Source organism: Corynebacterium sp. H130, assembly GCF_037572395.1.
Classification (GTDB): Bacteria; Actinomycetota; Actinomycetes; order Mycobacteriales; family Mycobacteriaceae; genus Corynebacterium.
In genome coordinates, this window is record NZ_JBBHLA010000001.1 from 291064 (window position 1) to 307739 (window position 16676).

A 16676-nucleotide genomic window follows, 5' to 3' on the forward strand; every position below is an offset into this window, starting at 1 on the left:
CTCTGGTGCTGGTCGGTCTAGACTAGTTGCTAGTTATGAACAAGCCCGATCACGCCCATTCTGCGCTGCAAAAGAAGGATCTCTACTCCCGTCTGAGTGAGGTTTCCCTCAGCGCTGAACATAGTTTCCGCCGTAGGCTTTCCAAGGCGCGCTCCCAGCGCGCCTTGGAGGCTATTTACTCCGACATCGATGCTGCCGCCCGTTCGGTTGCTGAAAAGCGGGAGCAACTCCCCGAGATCACATACCCCGAATTACTGCCGGTCAGTGGTCGTCGCGAAGACATTATGTCGGCGATTCGGGATAACCAGGTTGTCATCATCGCCGGTGAAACCGGATCAGGTAAGACGACCCAGATTCCGAAGATGTGCCTTGAACTCGGCTTGGGCACCCGTGGCCTCATTGGCCACACCCAGCCTCGAAGGCTCGCAGCCCGTACTGTTGCAGAGCGCATCGCCGATGAACTGGGTCAGGAAATCGGTCAAAGCGTTGGCTATGCCATTAGGTTTGATGACCGAGTCTCCCCCACCACTGCTGTCAAGCTCATGACAGATGGCATTTTGTTGGCTGAGCTGCAGCGAGATCGCTATTTGAGGGCATACGACACCATCATCATCGATGAGGCCCACGAGCGTTCACTGAACATTGACTTTTTGCTTGGCTACCTCAAGAACATTCTCCCCAAGCGTCCGGATCTGAAGGTCATCATTACCTCAGCGACGATCGACCCGGAACGCTTCGCCGCTCACTTTTCTGACGCCAACGGTGACCCTGCACCCATCATTGAAGTCTCAGGGCGCACCTACCCAGTTGAAATTAGGTATCGCCCGCTGGTAGCCGAACACGACGGCAAATCGGTTGATATTGACCAACTCGACGGTGTTATTTCGGCCATTGAGGAGCTTCACCGTGAGGGCGATGGAGATATCTTGTGCTTCTTCTCCGGCGAGCGGGACATTCGCGATGCCATGGAGGCTATCGACAAGAGACGGTTCAAGGGCCTAGAGGTCGTTCCACTGTTTGGCCGGCTCTCCAATGAAGAGCAACATCGTGTTTTCTCGCCTCATTCCCGGCGCCGAGTTGTGCTGGCTACCAATATTGCCGAGACGTCTCTTACTGTTCCGGGCATTCACTACGTCATTGACACTGGTGAGGCTCGTATTTCCCGCTATTCCACTCGTACCAAGGTGCAGCGCCTACCTATTGAGCCAATTTCGCAGGCTAGCGCTAACCAGCGTTCTGGTCGATGCGGTCGTGTTGCAGATGGCATTGCCATCCGCCTCTATTCCGAGGAAGACTTCGCGACCCGACCCGAATTTACTGATCCTGAAATCCTGCGCACGAACCTGGCCAGCGTCATCGTGCAAATGGCGGCGCTCGGGCTCGGTGACATCGCGGAGTTTCCGTTCATCCAAAAGCCCGACCCTAAAGCAATCCGTGACGGTGTGCTTCTTCTCCACGAGCTTGGCGCGATCTCGCAGGAGGAAAACAGTGGCGCACCTGTCTTGACCGCAGTGGGTCGCAGCATCGCACGAATTCCGGTAGATCCCCGACTCGCGCGCATGTTGGTGGAGGCTGAGCGCAATGGATGCCTGGAAACGGTGATCATCATCGTCGCTGCTTTGACTATTCAAGACGTGCGCGAGCGCCCACTCGAGCATCAAGCGCAGGCCGACCAGCTCCATGCTCGCTTCAAGGACACCACCAGTGACTTCTTGAGCTATTTGAAGCTCTGGGATTACCTCATGGAACAATCCCGCGAGCTTTCCGGCAATGCCTTCCGCAAGCGCGTCAAGGCCGAATACCTGCACTACCTACGTATCCGCGAATGGCAGGATCTGGTCCGCCAGCTCAGAGGTATTGTCGGCGACCTAGGTTGGAAGAGCGAAACCACACCGCTGAACGCCGACGCTGTGCACCAGTCGCTCCTGGCGGGTTTGCTCTCACACATTGGTCAGAGGGAAGGAGAATCCAAGGAATTCCTCGGCGCTCGCGGTGCCCGCTTCATGGTCTTCCCCGGTTCTGCTTTATCCAAGAAGCCTCCGCACTTCGTCATGGCGGCTGAGCTCGTTGATACCTCTCGTTTGTGGGCCCGTGACGTGGCAAAAATCGATCCTGCGTGGGTCGAGCGTCTTGCTGGTGACCTCCTCCGCCATCAGTACTCCGAGCCTCATTGGTCCTCCAAGCGAGGCGCTGCAATGGTGTATCAAAAATCAACGCTATTCGGTGTCACTGTGGTCGTCGACAAGCTTGTGCCGTACCACAAGGTCGATGCCGTGGCGGCGCGGGACATGTTCATCCGCAGCGCGCTTATCGACGGCCAATGGAACACCCATCACCAGTTCTTCCACGACAACGTGCAAAAACTTGAGCAAGCTGCACGTTTGGAAGATAAGGCGCGTAGGCGAGATATCGTCGTCGATGAGGAAGCGCTGTTCGACTTTTATGATCAGCGTCTTCCTGAGCACATCACCACGGCGCGGCACTTTGACTCCTGGTGGAAGAAGAAGAGATCTTCAGAACCCGACCTGTTGTCCTTCGACCCCAACAAACTGTTAGCCGACTCTGCGGAAGCAGTAGACGAAGAACAGTTCCCTGACGTGTGGCATCATGGCTCGCTTGAGTTTGAGCTCAGCTACTTCTTTGAGCCGGGCCATAAATATGACGGTGTCACCGTTCGTATTCCAGTTCCGCTGTTGGCTGGTGTTTCCGAAGACGGTTTTGAGTGGCTGGTTCCGGGGCTTCGCCACGACCTCGTTACTGAGTTGATCCGCAGTCTCCCAAAGCATCTGCGTCGCAGCGTCATTCCGGCGCCGGACTTTGCGGCTCGCGCACTACCTGAGTTGAAACCGCATTTCGGGTCCCTGCTGGAGCAACTTGCCACAACGCTTCGTGGTTTGGGTGCTTCAGGCATTAGCGCCAGCGATTTCGATGTATCCAAGCTTCCCCCACACCTTCGGGTCACCTTTGCAGCTGTAGATAAGCGCGGAAAGATCATCGACTCTGACAAAGATCTGCAACAGCTCAAGGCCCGAAGCACTGGCAAGATTCGAGCATCGGTCCATAAGGCAGTTCAGCGGGGAAAGACCGTTGCGCCTCCTGCTGCTACCTGGAGTTCTGACGGCCAAGGCGCGATTTCAGAAGAAATCGTCACCACCGTCGATGGGCAGAACATTGTTGCCTACCCGGCTTTGGTGGTGACATCAGAAGGGGTAGCCGTCAAGGCCATGCCAACGAAGGCCGAGGCTGACGCCGCGATGCTGACCTCAACCCTGACACTCCTCCTGAGAGCTATCGACACGCCAGGTAAAAATATGGCCAATGGTCTGCCACTGAAGCAGCGGGTTGCCGTGGACAATTACCCACATGGCGGTTTAAATGGCCTTGTCTCAGACGCCAAGGTCGCTGCTATTCGTGATCTCCTCATCGAGGCAGGCGGACCGGTTCGGACACCGGAAGCTTTCGATGAGTTGAAGAAGAGGATTGCACCTCAGGTGCCTTCTGCAGTACGGCAGATGGTCGTAGGCATCGCACCGGCTCTGGTTGAGTTTCTTGATGTCCAAGCTGAGCTTGAAGGGTGGTCTGGTGAGGCCATCGACGACATGAAGCGCCAACTCGCCTTTTTGCTACCTCCACAAGCCTTGACGATCCACGGTATGCAGCGTCTTCGTCACCTGACCAGATATCTCAAAGCCATGCGCGTGCGTCTAGACAACATGGATCGGGATCCTGATCGCGATGCTGATGTACAGGATCAGATCGTGGAATGCGAAAAACTGCTCCACGTGCGTCTTGAGCAACTACCACTTGGCAGGGAGAAGACTGCAGCCGTGAAGGACATTCGATGGATGGTACAGGAGTTGCGAGTTAGCTTGTTTGCACAACATCTAGGAACAGCCCACCCGGTATCTGTGCGACGAATTGAAAAAGCTATCGCAAAATTGCGCTAGCCACGCCTGTCACTGCTGGCGCGCCCTGCGTTTCATAAGTCGGATTTCAGACTCGAAGTCATCGGCGCTTTCGAAAGACTTGTATACAGAGGCGAATCGAAGGTAGGCGACTTCGTCGAGTTCGCGAAGCGGCTCCAAAATTGCAAGACCGATGTCATTGGCGTTGATCTGGCTGCTTCCGTGACTGCGCACAGACTCTTCGACTTCCTGAGCCAATCGCTTCAACGCGTCGTCAGACACATCTCGGCCTTGGCATGCACGGCGAACACCTGTGATGACCTTTTCGCGGCTGAATGGCTCGGTCACACCATTGCGTTTGATCACGAGGAGCACTGCCTTTTCCACCGTGGTGAAGCGACCTTCACATTGAATGCATTCCCTGCGGCGTCTGATTGCAGCACCTGCATCAATGACGCGGGAATCGATCACCCGCGAGGAGGTGTGGTGGCAAAAAGGGCAATACACGAGTTAATACGCTCCCGAGCTGAAGTAAAAGCAAGTCACATGCTGCCCGAGGCAACCGCAATGACCGTTTAATATGTACGCCCCTATTTTAGCTGTTTGAATTACTTCACCTGCATTGAGGAAATTTGAACGGGTTGGTTAGAAACGTCGTCCGGTTCGCTGACTGGTGCCGCGATCATGGCAATGACTGCTGCCAGCCCGAGCAGTCCACCTAACAGAGCCTGGCTAAACTTGCCTCTGCCACGGCCGTCCACACTGCTGTTGACTCGAGCTTGCCGTGTCCTTCGAACAGGAACACGAGTACCTGCGTCAAAAGTCGATACGGAAACACGGCGCTGAGATACTCCGCCGTTCCAGGTGGAAGCTGCTGGAACAGCGTGTCGAAAAGCTTTATTGTTAGCAGTACGTGCAGCCTGTGGGAACATCATGGTGGTCATGTGGATTGGGTCCTCTCTGTTAGTGATGCTTTGACTGTAGAAGGCCGGTCAGACACCTACATCAAACATTCGATTAGTTGTTCGATTTACGACTCTATGTTCGATTTTTAGCACGCGCATGTTCGAATGTCTAGTTTTGGCCCAGATTTTCGAAACTTTTCTACTGTTTTCGACAGTCGGGCCATGACACCAGCAGGTTTTATTGTTAGGATCGAACATAAAGTTTCACGAATCGCACACTTTGCACATTGCAAAGCAATCAGAGTGTTCGATAAAACCGCCACCGATCAGCCGCCGAAAAGCACCCCCAAGAGGTAAGAAATGTCGCCCAGCAAGAAGCCTGCACCACAACCACGTCTCACCGACCGCCAACGGCGAATTCTCGAAGTTATTCGCGACGCTGTTGTACTGCGCGGTTACCCGCCAAGCATTAGGGAGATTGGCGATGCCGTAGACCTGCAGTCCACCTCGTCCGTCGCTTATCAACTACGCCAGCTGGAAGAAAAGGGTTTCTTGCGACGCGACCCTAACAAGCCTCGTGCTGTCGACGTGCGGATGATGCCAAACGAAGGCAAGCCGAAGGCTGGCCCAAAGGTGGGCTGGAAGAAAGCCAAGGCCAAGCCAGAGGATGCAACACCACCTAATTTCATTCCGGTGGTCGGCAGCATCGCAGCCGGCAACCCAATTCTTGCCGAACAGAACATTGAGGAGTACTTCCCTCTTCCAGCGGAAATCGTCGGCGACGGCGAGCTGTTTATGCTCCAGGTAGTTGGTCTATCCATGAAGGATGCCGGCATCCTCGATGGCGACTGGGTCGTTGTCCGCTCACAGCCAGTGGCAGAAGAGGGCGAATTCGTAGCAGCGATGATTGATGGTGAAGCAACAGTGAAGGAGTTCCACACCGATTCATCTGGCATTTGGCTTCTCCCTCACAATGACAATTTCTCACCTATCCCTGCCGAACATGCTGAAATCATGGGCAAGGTAGTGTCTGTGCTGCGTAAGCTCTAAGCTTTACCCCCTCACTTTTGGGGGTAAATTCGGTAAGGCTTTCGCCACAGTATGCCCGTTTTGTCCGATCGGGCATTGGTTTTGTGGGAGACTGAACATGAAATATTCAACAATATTCATGAATGTCGCGGCTCCCTGTCAACCCAAATACAGGTCTCCAAGTGGCTTGCCCACCCATGCCGCACACTCCAAGGAGTCCACACATGTACGCGGAAGAGCGCAGACGGCAAATAGCCTCTTTAACTGCGGTTGAAGGTCGAGTTAATGTAACCGAGCTTGCCGAGAAGTTTGGGGTCACTGCCGAGACGGTACGCCGGGACCTTGCCGTACTGGCACACGATGGCATCGTGCACCGGGTTCACGGTGGCGCCGTAGCGACCCAGAGTTTCCTCACCACCGAGTTCAGTCTCGATACCCGCTACAAGTCTGCCTCAGATGCCAAAATGTCTATCGCTCGGGCTGCCCTTGCGTTCCTCCCCGACCGCAACGGCGGCATTTTTCTGGATGCAGGTACAACGATTTCGATATTTGCCGATCTCGTGGCAGAGCAGCCCTACGCGAGCCAATGGTCAATCGTCACCAATTGCCTCTCCATCGCACTCAACCTCGCTAATGCTGGCATCGACGAAGTCCAGCTTCTTGGTGGCACCGTCCGCGGTATCACTCAAGCTGTCGTGGGAGACACTGCCCTACGCACCCTTGCTTTGATGCGGGCCGAAGTCGCTTTCATCGGCACCAACGCCCTCACCCTTGACCACGGCTTGTCCACAGCCGACTCTCAAGAAGCTGCTGTTAAGCGCGCGATGATAACGAACGCCCAACAAGTCGTGGTGCTGTGCGATTCCACCAAACTTGGCAATGATTACCTCGTGAGCTTCGCGGGAATCGACGACATTGACGTAGTCGTTACCGACTCCGGCGCCCCCGCCTCGATTGTGGAAGCGCTTCGGGAGCGTGAAATTCAGGTGGTCATCGCCTCATGATTCTGAGCGTATCCACCACACCAGAGCTTTTTCGCACCTCCACTTTGGCCGCACCCATTTCCTGGAGCGAGACCAATCAACTGGATGACGTAGCTGTGGTCCCAGCCGGAGGTGGCACCAACGTAGCCACCGCGCTCTTCTGTGCTGGTAAAGACACCAAAGTACTGCTTCCAGCACCGGAAGTCAGCCACTACGTTCGCGCCCTCAGCCTCAACGGGGTCCCGTACGAGCTCATCGACGTTCCCGGCCCCATTCCGGTTCGCTACCTCATTGATTCACCGGATTCCCGGCAACTGCAATTCGTCGATCCCCCCATGGCCCTCAAAACCTCCGAGCTGGCCATGCTGCGCGATCTGTGCATTTCACAGGCGGAAAACGCTGACTGGGTGGTCCTTAGTGGTGTGCTTCCCGACGTCGCCCATGCAGCATGGTACGTCGATGTCATGCGCGCGCTCCGGCTCTATCATCCTGGCGTACGCATTGCAGTGAGCACCTCGGGAGCTGCATTGGGCGCGGTGCTGCGACAAGTATTTACAACCAAACCCGACCTGTTAGTCATGAGTGCGGCTGAATTCGACAACGAAGCCAGCTTTGCTACCGCTGTGCGCACCCTGCAGGATGCCGAAGTACCGCAGATTTTGGTCTGCCACGACCGCCAGCACTTCGACTATCACTCAGCGGGAAGCACAGTGTCCGGATCGTACGAGGCAGCCGCGGGCAAACAATGGCTACCGTGGATAGACTTCGCGCTGACCGGGCTGCTGCTCAGCGAGAACGAAACCGACCCCGGAAACGCATTGATCTCGGCACTAGCGTGGGCTAATGCCGAGATCGGCGATCCGCTCAGAGCGGTCCCAACTCCGGACGCGCTCAGACCGGATCTAGTTACTATTGTTGGCTAACTTCAGCGTCGTAAAGCTCGTGCACGGCCCTGCGGGCTTCTTGAGCGCCCGAGGCTGCCATAGCGACCTCGGCGGCCCTCATACAGAACTCAATATCAACTTCGGCCAGGTGCGCGCCAACAGCTGCCACGGAATTTGAAGCAGCCGACAGCGACGAGACACCCAAACCGGTGAGCACGCAGGCCAGATATGGATCAGCAGCTGCCTCACCACACACGCCAACTGGCGTTTGAGTGACCTTTGCAACTTCGCAGGTGTGCTGAATGAGCCTTAGAACAGCGGGCTGCCAAGGATCAGTGAGGTAAGCCAATTCCGGAGACAGGCGATCTGCTGCCATCGTGTACTGCGTGAGGTCATTGGTACCAATGGACACAAAGTCCAGGTGAGGCAGTAGGTGATCTGCCATCAGCGCTGCGGCAGGGACCTCGATCATCGCGCCCGCGGTTAGTCCACGCTCACGGCACAACCGAGCGAACCATTCCGCCTCATACGCAGTTGCCACCATAGGTGCCATCACCCAAGTCGGAATGTCTTCACCACGTCCAGCTTGCTTGGAAGCGAGCGCAATGGCATCGAGCTGGCGGCAGAGCATCTCCTCATTCTTCCGCGCAATTCGCAGGCCACGAACGCCGAGTGCTGGGTTGTCTTCCTGAGCCATCGATGCAAATGGAACTGGTTTGTCAGAGCCCGCATCGAGGGTGCGTACAACAACCTTCGACGTTGGAAACGCGTCGAAGACCTTTTGGTAAACCTCAGCCTGATTCTCGACCGATGGTTCCGAGGTGGCAGAAAGGAAGCACAGTTCGGTACGGAAAAGGCCAATACCCTCGGCTTCCGTCTCCGCAGCGATTCGAGCTGCATTGCCATCCTGCACATTCGCAAGCAGCTGAACTCGGTGGCCATCCTTGGTTTGAGACGGGCCCCGCCAGCTGCGGATCTTTGCGGCGCGAGCCTCAGATTCCGCTACCAGCTTCTCCGCTTCCGCAGGATCCACGCCAGTCTCAATCGTTCCGTGAGTACCGTCGACTAAAACCGGGGTGCCTTCTGCGATGGTGCTTAAGTCTTCTCCGACAGCCACAATGCATGGGACACCAAGCTGACGCGCAATGATAGCGGTGTGGCTGGTTGGGCCACCAAGACGGGTAACCAACGCAGTGAACACAGTGGTGTCGAGCACAGCGGTATCAGCTGGAGACAGATCGTCCGCGAACAGCACGACTGGTTCCTTAGATTGTGGCAGTCCTGGCTCTGCCTCGCCACGAAGTTCAGCGATGACACGATCTCGAATGTCGCGAAGATCGGTGACGCGCTCGGCCATCAGACCGCCGGCTTTTTCGAACATCGCGATGAACGAGCCTGTGGCCTCAACCACTGCAAACTCAGCATTGTGTCCGTTGTTCGTTGACTTTCGCACAGCCTTGCGCCAACCACGGTCGCGCACCATACCTGCTGTAGCCTTCAGCACTTCTGCAGCATTGCCGCTCACGCCAGCTGCGCGCTCATCCAACCGCGTTGCGACGGCATCGGCAGCCGCAGTAAAGCGCTCGAGTTCTGCCGGGCGAGCTTCTTCGGGCAGAGGCGCTCCGGCAACGGGAAGTTCGGGACGGGGGGCCACCCATACTGCGGGAGCAAAACGCACGCCCCCTACGACGGCAGTACCTTTAACTGTCACAGCATTTGTTGAGTCTGACACGACTATCACCCGTTCAAGAGTCTTGGGACGTTGTTAAGTCAATCTTACATGGCGATGTGGGTTTGTGTCTGAAATGCTAGTCACACTTGTTGGCAATCCAACACAATGTGGTATTACACTGTTAATTAACACCACATCTTCGCTATTTAATTGATCGAAGTCACACTTCCAACGCTTGGTTCGCAGAGCCGAGCACGATGAATGAGGCAGTAATGCTTTCCGCAATTGAACGTCAAGCCGAGATCGCTCAATCCACAAAAGCAACCGGGCATGTGAGCGTGTCTCAACTAGCCCTGCATTTCGGAGTCACCCCCGAAACAATCAGGCGAGATCTCAAAGTTCTTGAGCAACAAGGCCGGCTTGTCCGAGTTCACGGGGGCGCTGTGGTTATGGGCTCTGGCCAGGGCACAGAAACTGAGTACGACTCAAATGCCCTCGTTCACATGGACCAGAAGCGACTCATCGCGGAAACCGCATGGAATTACATCAAAGCCGATGAGAACCTCACGAGTATCACCATCGATTCAGGTTCGAGCACGATGGAGTTTGCGCGTGCTCTCGCATCGACCAATCATCTCGGCGGAGCAGGCCGGCTCACAATCATCACTAACTCCATTCCGGTAGCCAACGTCACCGCTGATTTTGGCATGAACAATGTCCACCTCATTGGCGGACGAATCCGCCCCATTACCCGGGCTGTGGTTGGCGACTTGACGGTTATGGAGTTCGAAAAGCTTCGCACGGACTACGCCGTGCTTGGAACCAATGGCCTTTCACTTGGTCATGGTTGCTCTACCCCTGACCCCTCAGAGGCCGCAGTTAAATCCGCGATGGTGCGCGGCACCAGAAAGGTGATCGTGCTGTGCGACTCCAGCAAGTTCGGTCGCGACTTCTTGGTCACTTTTGCCGCGCTCGACCAAGTCGACACGATTATCACTGATTCAGGCATTGATCCTCACCACATCGATGCTCTTAACGCCAAAGGAATTGAGGTTGTCGTCGCATGATTCTCACCTTCACTGCGAACCCAAGCATCGATTGCACCATGACGCTGCCTAGCGAACTGCAGCGTGGCGCTGTACATCGCTTGCAGAGCGTCACACGAGTCGCCGGCGGAAAAGGCATCAACGTCAGCGTTGCTGCACACCGGGCCGGGCGCCCCACTCTCGCGGTCTTCCCCGCCCCACACAATGACGCCTTTATTCGCCTTTTGCTCTCGACCAGCGTTGCTTACAAATTTGTCTCCTCCGAGGAAACAATTCGCACCAACGTCACTATTACGGAGCCAGACGGTACAACCACGAAGCTCAACGGTCCGGGTCCTCACATGACAGCAGATATCGTCGCTGCGTGCGAGAACACTTTGAAAGAGGAAGCCCACGCCGCATCGTGGATCGTGCTCGCGGGATCACTGCCTCCTGGCGCACCACGCAACTGGTATGCGCGCCTGGCGCAGCTGGTACGGGAAGCGAACCCGGACATCAAGGTAGCGATCGATACCTCAGACGCACCACTCAAGGCTCTGCTCGAAGAGCTAGAGCAAGCTCGCCCCTCCCTCATCAAGCCCAATGGAGAGGAGCTTGGTCAAGCTGTGGGCGTTGACGGGGCAGAGCTTGAGCGCCAGGCCGAACAGGGAGATTTCAGTGGCGTCGTTAAGGCTGCGCAAATCCTGGGCCGGCGTGGCGCCGAAAACGTTCTGGTCACACTCGGCGCAGCGGGCGCTGTCCTCGTTCGCTCTGAAGGCGCGTGGGCTGCTACCCCACCACCTATCACAGCGGTCTCCACTGTCGGCGCAGGCGATAGCTCACTTGCTGGCTTCGTGATGGCGCTGTCCGCGGGAGGACGGGTCGAAGAAGCACTCGCGCAGGCCGTCGCCTACGGATCGGCAGCTGCTTCACTACCAGGCACCACCATCCCATCCCCCGAAGACATCCAACTAAGCAACGTCACAGTCTCGTCCCTCATCTAAAGGATTTCCCATGAGCACTCCAGTTATTGCTCCAAATCTGGTCAGTCTCGACCAGAACCTTGGCACCACATCAACAGACGTCATTAGGCATTTGACCGAGCTGGTTGCGTCCGCAGGTCGCACCGAAGACACCGCAACGTTGCTTGCCGACGTCAACGCCCGCGAATCCAAGTCCCCTACCGGCTTCCGTGGCCGGATCGCGATCCCTCACTGCCGTACACAGGCAGTATCCGAGCCAACTCTTGCTTTCGCGCGATTGGCACCTGCCGCCGATTTCGGCGGCCCTGACGGCGATGCGGACTTGGTGTTCATGATTGCTGCCCCTGAGGGCAGTGGAAAAGCTCACCTCAAGATTCTCTCTACCCTGGCCCGCGCACTCGTCAAGGACGAGTTCGCTGCAGCTCTCCGCGCGGCTCACTCGCCAGAGGAGGTCGTAGCGTTGGTTACGGAAGTGCTCGAGGGAAAGCCAAAGGCGGCACCAGCTGCCCCAGTTGCTGCTGGTGAGAAGGCCAAGACGCACATCGTAGCCATCACTGCATGCCCGACTGGCATCGCACACACCTACATGGCCGCAGATTCCCTCACCCAGGCAGCTGCAAAGCGCGATGACGTGGAGATTCATGTTGAGACGCAGGGATCTTCGGCAGTCACCCCACTGCCAGCTGATGTGGTTAAGAACGCTGACGCAGTCATTTTTGCCACCGACGTTGGGGTGAAAGACCGCGAGCGGTTCGCTGGCAAGCCAGTTATCGAATCCGGCGTTAAGCGTGCCATCAACGAACCGGAAAAGATGATCGACGAGGCAGTAGCTGCCTCCACCAACCCACATGCGCACCGAGTATCAGGTGCGAGTGCTTCCTCGGAAGCTCATGAGGAGGCCGGTCAGCTGAGCTGGGGCAAGCGCATCCAGCAAGCTGTGATGACGGGTGTGTCCTACATGATCCCGTTCGTCGCGGCCGGCGGTCTGCTTCTCGCCCTCGGCTTCCTCTTCGGTGGCTACGATATGGCAGCCGGTTGGAAGGAAATCGCCACCGGATACTCCCTCACAAACTTGCCTGGCCACACCGTCCCGATCCAGGGTGATGAGGTCACGTTCGAACGTGCAGGCCTGATGCTGTACTTGGGTGCTGTCTTCTTTGCGATCGGTCAAGCAGCCATGGGCTTCATTGTCGCCGCTTTGTCGGGCTACATCGCCTATGCCCTCGCCGGGCGCCCTGGCATCGCCCCAGGCTTCGCTGGTGGCGCAATCGCGGTCATGCTCGGCGCTGGATTCATCGGCGGTCTGGTGACCGGTATCCTGGCTGGTCTCATTGCCATGTGGATCGGTTCGTGGAAGGTGCCACGAATCATCGCATCCCTGATGCCTGTGGTCATCATCCCGCTGGTCACCAGCTTGGCAGTTGGCTTGCTGATGTTCCTCCTCTTGGGGCGCCCACTGGCTGCCATCATGACAGGTCTTCAGGATTGGTTGACCTCGATGAGCGGTTCCTCCGCTGTACTTCTTGGCATCATCTTGGGTCTGATGATGTGCTTCGACCTCGGTGGCCCAGTGAACAAGGCAGCGTACCTCTTTGCCACCGCAGGCCTGTCCACCGGCGACGAAGCTTCCATGAAGGTCATGGCTGCTGTCATGGCTGCAGGTATGGTTCCGCCTATTGCCCTTTCGATGGCTACCTTCGCACGCAAGCAGCTTTTCACCCCTGCTGAGCAGGAGAACGGCAAGTCCGCATGGCTTCTGGGACTGTCCTTCATCTCTGAGGGCGCCATCCCATTCGCTGCAGCTGACCCATTCCGGGTCATTCCTTCCATGATGCTGGGTGGCGCCGTCACGGGTGCCATGTCCATGGCCCTCGGTGCAGGATCCCGCGCACCACACGGTGGCCTGTTCGTATTCTTCGCCATCAACCCGTTCTGGGCTTGGCTGCTGGCCATCATCGTCGGTTCCCTGGTGTCTGCTGTCGCAGTCATCGCATTCAAACAGTTCTGGCCTAACAAGGCCCTGGCAACCGCCTAAATTCACTACACTGGTTGCTAAACCCGCACTCAACGAAAGGCAAAAGCCACATGTTCTCTACCACCGTTACAGTCGGTTCTTCTGTCGGCCTGCACGCTCGCCCAGCGACCATCATCGCAGAGGCAGCTTCTGAGTTCGATGAAGACATCTACCTCGCCCTCGTTGGCGAAGAAGACGAAGAGCCTACGGACGCTGCTTCTTCCCTCATGATCATGGCCATGGGTGCAGAGAAGGACGATCAGGTCATTGTCTCCTCTGAAAACGAGGAAGCAATGAAGAAGATCGCCGAGCTCATCGAGAAGGACCTCGACGCCTAAAGACAAGAAAACCGCCGTCGCATTGTCGACGGCGGTTATTTTTATGCCCTAAATCAGTGCAACATTCTCGCTAGAATTTTCCAGCGAGTCGTCCCTCTCCCACTGTCCGGTAAAGCGACCGCAGAATTGGGTAAATCACAATGATGCCGGCGGAGCCCCAAGCGATACCCTCAAGTTCAACACCAAACACGGTCAGGGTGAGGTTACCGATACCTGCCACCAAGGCCACCGCAGCAGCGGTCAGGTTAACAGGGTTATTGAAGTCGACATTGTTGTCCTGCCAAATTCGCACGCCCAGCATACCGATCAAGCCATAAAGGACGATGGTTGCTCCGCCCAGCACGCCCGTCGGAATGGTGAAGATGAGGGCACCAAACTTTGGGATAAAGGCCAAGGCGATTGCGGTAAGCGCTGCTACCCAGTACGCGGCGGTCGAGTACACCTTTGTGGCAGCCATTACGCCGACGTTCTCCGCGTACGTCGTGGTGCCAGAACCACCGAAGCCACCAGCAAGAGTGGTCGCAATACCGTCGGCAATAAGAGCATCACCTGCGAGATCATCAAGATCACGACCGGTCATCGCTGACACGGCTTTGACGTGACCTACGTTTTCCGCAACCAGCACGATAATCACCGGCAACGTGACCAAAATGGCAGACAACTTAAATTCAGGGCTGTGGAAAGTTGGTACACCAATCCATGCTGCGGCTGCGATCGTTTCCGATGCTCCCTCCGCAAGATTGCCCGTGACCGCTGCAAAGACCCAGCCAACGATCACACCGATCAAAATACCAAGACGAGCCACCATGCCACGGCCTGCAACTGTAGCCAGCAAAATAGCAATCAACGTGACCGTAGCGACCAGTGGCTGGCTGCCAAAGTTCTTGGCGGCAACCGGCGACAGGTTCAGACCAATCAGGGCGACGATCGCACCCGTTACTGCCGGCGGCATGACGGCGTCGATAACCCGCTTGCCAGCCACCTTGACGATCACACCAATCAACGCCAGAACAAGACCTGCAACGACGATGCCACCGAGCTGAACCGCAATTCCTTCGCCCTGAGTAGCCATCAACGGCGCAATGAAAGCGAAGGAGGAACCGAGGTAGCTAGGAAGCCTATTTCGAGTAATGAGCAGGAACAAAATCGTTCCCAAACCCGAGAACAACAGCGTGGTGTTGACTGGAAAACCAGTGAGAGTTGGCACGAGCAACGTGGCACCGAACATGGCGATGACATGCTGCATTCCGATGCCGATGGTTCGTCCCCAGCTCAGTCGCTCTTCGGGCGCGACCACTTCCCCAGGCTTAATGGATTTGCCGTCACCGTGGACGCTCCAACTCATGCTCTTAATCACGGTTGCTAATTATCCGCGTCACCGGCCCAACCCACAAACCCTAGAGATCTGGCTCCACCACAAAGGCTGCCAACTCGCCGGCTAGTGACGCCGGGAGCCGAACGTCAAGCAGCGTTCCTTCAGCTAGATACTCTTCGCTAAGAACTGTGGCTTGAGTGTGCAGGCGCGCCACAATGTCGCCACGAGTGAACGGAATCAACAGATGCACGTGCGAGTCGAGGGAATTAAGAAACAGTTCAATGCGTGCCTCAAGCTCGGCGATTCCCTCAAGGGTGTGAGCGGAAACAAATACCGCATCGTCAAGTGCATGCCGAAGCTCAGCAATCGTGAGTGGATCAGCCTTGTCGATTTTGTTCACCACGATGATCTCAGGCGGCGCCTCCACCCCAGTTTCACGCACAATGTCCATGATCACGGAATTGACCGCCTCGATCTGCTTCAACGGGAACGGATCGGAACCATCAACAACGTGCAGCACCAAGTCCGCCTCAACAACTTCCTCCAGGGTCGACCGGAAGGCCTCCACAAAAGACGTTGGCAGGTGGCGAACGAAGCCGACAGTGTCAGTGAATGTGACCGCACGGCCGTCGGCAAGCTCGGCGCGCCGGGTAGTGGGGTCGAGGGTGGCGAACAGCGCATTCTCGACGAGCACGCCGGCCCCAGTCAACGCGTTAATCAGCGAAGACTTACCCGCGTTGGTGTAGCCAGCAATGGCGATCTGCGGCGTAGTTGAGGCGCGACGACGGGAACGCTTGGTTTCGCGCGTGGTCTTCATGCCAGCGATTTCCTTACGCAGTCGAGCCATATCTGCGCGGAGGCGACGACGATCAGCTTCGATCTTCGTCTCACCCGGACCACGCAGGCCCACACCACCGTTCGAGCCTGCTCGACCGCCTGCCTGACGTGACAGACTTTGGCCCCAACCACGCACCCGGTTAAACAGGTACTCCATCTGCGCCAAAGCAACCTGGGCTTTGCCTTCTTTCGACTTTGCGTGCTGGGCAAAGATATCGAGAATCAGCATCGTTCGGTCAATGACCTTGACGTTGAGTGCTTCTTCCAAGGCGATCAGCTGGCTCGGGCTCAGCTCGCCGTCACAAATGACGGTGTCTGAATCCGTGGCAGCAATGATGTCCTTGAGCTCACGAACTTTGCCGCTGCCGATATAGGTACCCGAATCAGGCTTGTCGCGCTTTTGATACAACACCTCGGTCACTTCAGAGCCCGCAGTTTCTGCAAGTGCACGAAGCTCAGCCATATTGGCTTCGATTTCTGCAGTGGAACCTTCAGTCCACACACCGACCAATACAACTCGCTCAAGTCGAAGCTTTCGATATTCGACGTCGTAGCCTTCGCGGTGTTCGGTATCACGAACTTGGGAACCACGTGCGAGCTTTCGCAACGCATCGCGAGCTTCGAGATCCAGCTCACCTACGGTCGGAGTGTCATCATTCGCACTGATCAGACCAGTTTTATCCACTCCGGGATCGTTCGGCGCTGGCGGTTCCTTGTGATCTTTAAATGCCTGTTGAAGCAAGTCTTCATGATTAGATTTCGTCATTGCCGTCTATTGTGTCACGA

13 protein-coding genes are annotated in these 16676 nt (G+C 56.5%); 8 read left to right on the forward strand and 5 right to left on the reverse strand.

Going from position 1 to position 16676, the window contains the following annotated elements:
• Positions 1 to 35 precede the first annotated feature (35 nt).
• Positions 36 to 3947 (forward strand): ATP-dependent RNA helicase HrpA, encoded by a 3912-nt coding sequence (hrpA, locus tag WG939_RS01415; RefSeq protein WP_339981758.1) that lies wholly within the window; start codon positions 36 to 38, stop codon positions 3945 to 3947.
• Between the two features lie 9 nt (positions 3948 to 3956).
• Here hrpA and nrdR read toward each other — a convergent pair whose 3' ends face one another.
• Both nrdR and WG939_RS01425 read right to left on the reverse strand, forming a co-directional pair.
• A complete protein-coding gene (nrdR, locus tag WG939_RS01420; RefSeq protein WP_339981759.1) occupies positions 3957 to 4412 on the reverse strand; it encodes a transcriptional regulator NrdR in 456 nt (151 codons plus the stop codon).
• 101 nt (positions 4413 to 4513) lie between these two features.
• Positions 4514 to 4849 (reverse strand): hypothetical protein, encoded by a 336-nt coding sequence (locus WG939_RS01425; RefSeq protein ID WP_339981760.1) that lies wholly within the window; start codon positions 4847 to 4849, stop codon positions 4514 to 4516.
• A gap of 321 nt (positions 4850 to 5170) precedes the next feature.
• On the opposite strand from WG939_RS01425, the gene lexA reads away from it, so the two are divergent.
• The 3 genes from lexA (at position 5171) to WG939_RS01440 (ending at position 7745) form a co-directional block, all read left to right on the forward strand.
• Positions 5171 to 5860, forward strand: a complete 690-nt coding sequence (lexA, locus tag WG939_RS01430) for a transcriptional repressor LexA (protein ID WP_339981761.1) — start codon at positions 5171 to 5173, stop codon at positions 5858 to 5860.
• A gap of 203 nt (positions 5861 to 6063) precedes the next feature.
• Positions 6064 to 6843 (forward strand): DeoR/GlpR family DNA-binding transcription regulator, encoded by a 780-nt coding sequence (locus tag WG939_RS01435; RefSeq protein WP_339981762.1) that lies wholly within the window; start codon positions 6064 to 6066, stop codon positions 6841 to 6843.
• Positions 6840 to 7745 carry a hypothetical protein gene (locus tag WG939_RS01440; RefSeq protein ID WP_339981764.1) on the forward strand — a complete coding sequence of 302 codons (906 nt, stop codon included), beginning with the start codon at positions 6840 to 6842 and terminating at the stop codon, positions 7743 to 7745. Before WG939_RS01435 ends, WG939_RS01440 begins: the two co-directional genes overlap by 4 nt.
• Here the strand turns inward: WG939_RS01440 and ptsP are convergent.
• Complete coding sequence (ptsP, locus tag WG939_RS01445; RefSeq protein WP_445227848.1) at positions 7732 to 9438, reverse strand: phosphoenolpyruvate--protein phosphotransferase; 1707 nt, start codon at positions 9436 to 9438, stop codon at positions 7732 to 7734. The two genes, WG939_RS01440 and ptsP, sit on opposite strands and share 14 nt — an antisense overlap.
• A 197-nt stretch (positions 9439 to 9635) precedes the next feature.
• Between ptsP and WG939_RS01450 the strand changes: the two genes are divergently transcribed.
• The 4 genes from WG939_RS01450 to WG939_RS01465 are packed head-to-tail and all read left to right on the forward strand — an operon-like array spanning position 9636 to position 13738.
• Positions 9636 to 10445, forward strand: a complete 810-nt coding sequence (locus WG939_RS01450; RefSeq protein WP_339981766.1) for a DeoR/GlpR family DNA-binding transcription regulator — start codon at positions 9636 to 9638, stop codon at positions 10443 to 10445.
• Complete coding sequence (gene pfkB, locus WG939_RS01455) at positions 10442 to 11407, forward strand: 1-phosphofructokinase (RefSeq protein WP_339981767.1); 966 nt, start codon at positions 10442 to 10444, stop codon at positions 11405 to 11407. The genes WG939_RS01450 and pfkB overlap by 4 nt, the downstream gene beginning before the upstream one ends.
• A 10-nt stretch (positions 11408 to 11417) precedes the next feature.
• A complete protein-coding gene (locus tag WG939_RS01460) occupies positions 11418 to 13421 on the forward strand; it encodes a PTS fructose transporter subunit IIABC (RefSeq protein WP_339981768.1) in 2004 nt (667 codons plus the stop codon).
• Positions 13422 to 13471: 50 nt separating this feature from the next.
• On the forward strand, positions 13472 to 13738 hold the full coding sequence (locus tag WG939_RS01465) for an HPr family phosphocarrier protein (protein WP_339981769.1): 267 nt from the start codon (positions 13472 to 13474) through the stop codon (positions 13736 to 13738).
• A 70-nt stretch (positions 13739 to 13808) separates the two neighbouring features.
• Here WG939_RS01465 and WG939_RS01470 read toward each other — a convergent pair whose 3' ends face one another.
• Together WG939_RS01470 and hflX are read right to left on the reverse strand one after the other, a co-directional pair.
• Complete coding sequence (locus WG939_RS01470) at positions 13809 to 15083, reverse strand: uracil-xanthine permease family protein (protein WP_339982598.1); 1275 nt, start codon at positions 15081 to 15083, stop codon at positions 13809 to 13811.
• A gap of 52 nt (positions 15084 to 15135) precedes the next feature.
• Positions 15136 to 16656, reverse strand: a complete 1521-nt coding sequence (gene hflX, locus WG939_RS01475; protein WP_339981770.1) for a GTPase HflX — start codon at positions 16654 to 16656, stop codon at positions 15136 to 15138.
• Positions 16657 to 16676 lie beyond the last annotated feature (20 nt).

Coding starts and splice junctions, on each gene's coding strand:
- pfkB (WP_339981767.1), top strand. CDS start 10,442: ATGATTCTCACCTTCACTGCGAACCCAAGCATCGATTGCACCATGACG.
- lexA (WP_339981761.1), top strand. CDS start 5,171: ATGTCGCCCAGCAAGAAGCCTGCACCACAACCACGTCTCACCGACCGC.
- WG939_RS01465 (WP_339981769.1), top strand. CDS start 13,472: ATGTTCTCTACCACCGTTACAGTCGGTTCTTCTGTCGGCCTGCACGCT.
- WG939_RS01470 (WP_339982598.1), bottom strand. CDS start 15,083: ATGAGTTGGAGCGTCCACGGTGACGGCAAATCCATTAAGCCTGGGGAA.
- WG939_RS01450 (WP_339981766.1), top strand. CDS start 9,636: ATGAATGAGGCAGTAATGCTTTCCGCAATTGAACGTCAAGCCGAGATC.
- WG939_RS01425 (WP_339981760.1), bottom strand. CDS start 4,849: ATGACCACCATGATGTTCCCACAGGCTGCACGTACTGCTAACAATAAA.
- WG939_RS01460 (WP_339981768.1), top strand. CDS start 11,418: ATGAGCACTCCAGTTATTGCTCCAAATCTGGTCAGTCTCGACCAGAAC.
- hrpA (WP_339981758.1), top strand. CDS start 36: ATGAACAAGCCCGATCACGCCCATTCTGCGCTGCAAAAGAAGGATCTC.
- WG939_RS01440 (WP_339981764.1), top strand. CDS start 6,840: ATGATTCTGAGCGTATCCACCACACCAGAGCTTTTTCGCACCTCCACT.
- hflX (WP_339981770.1), bottom strand. CDS start 16,656: ATGACGAAATCTAATCATGAAGACTTGCTTCAACAGGCATTTAAAGAT.
- WG939_RS01435 (WP_339981762.1), top strand. CDS start 6,064: ATGTACGCGGAAGAGCGCAGACGGCAAATAGCCTCTTTAACTGCGGTT.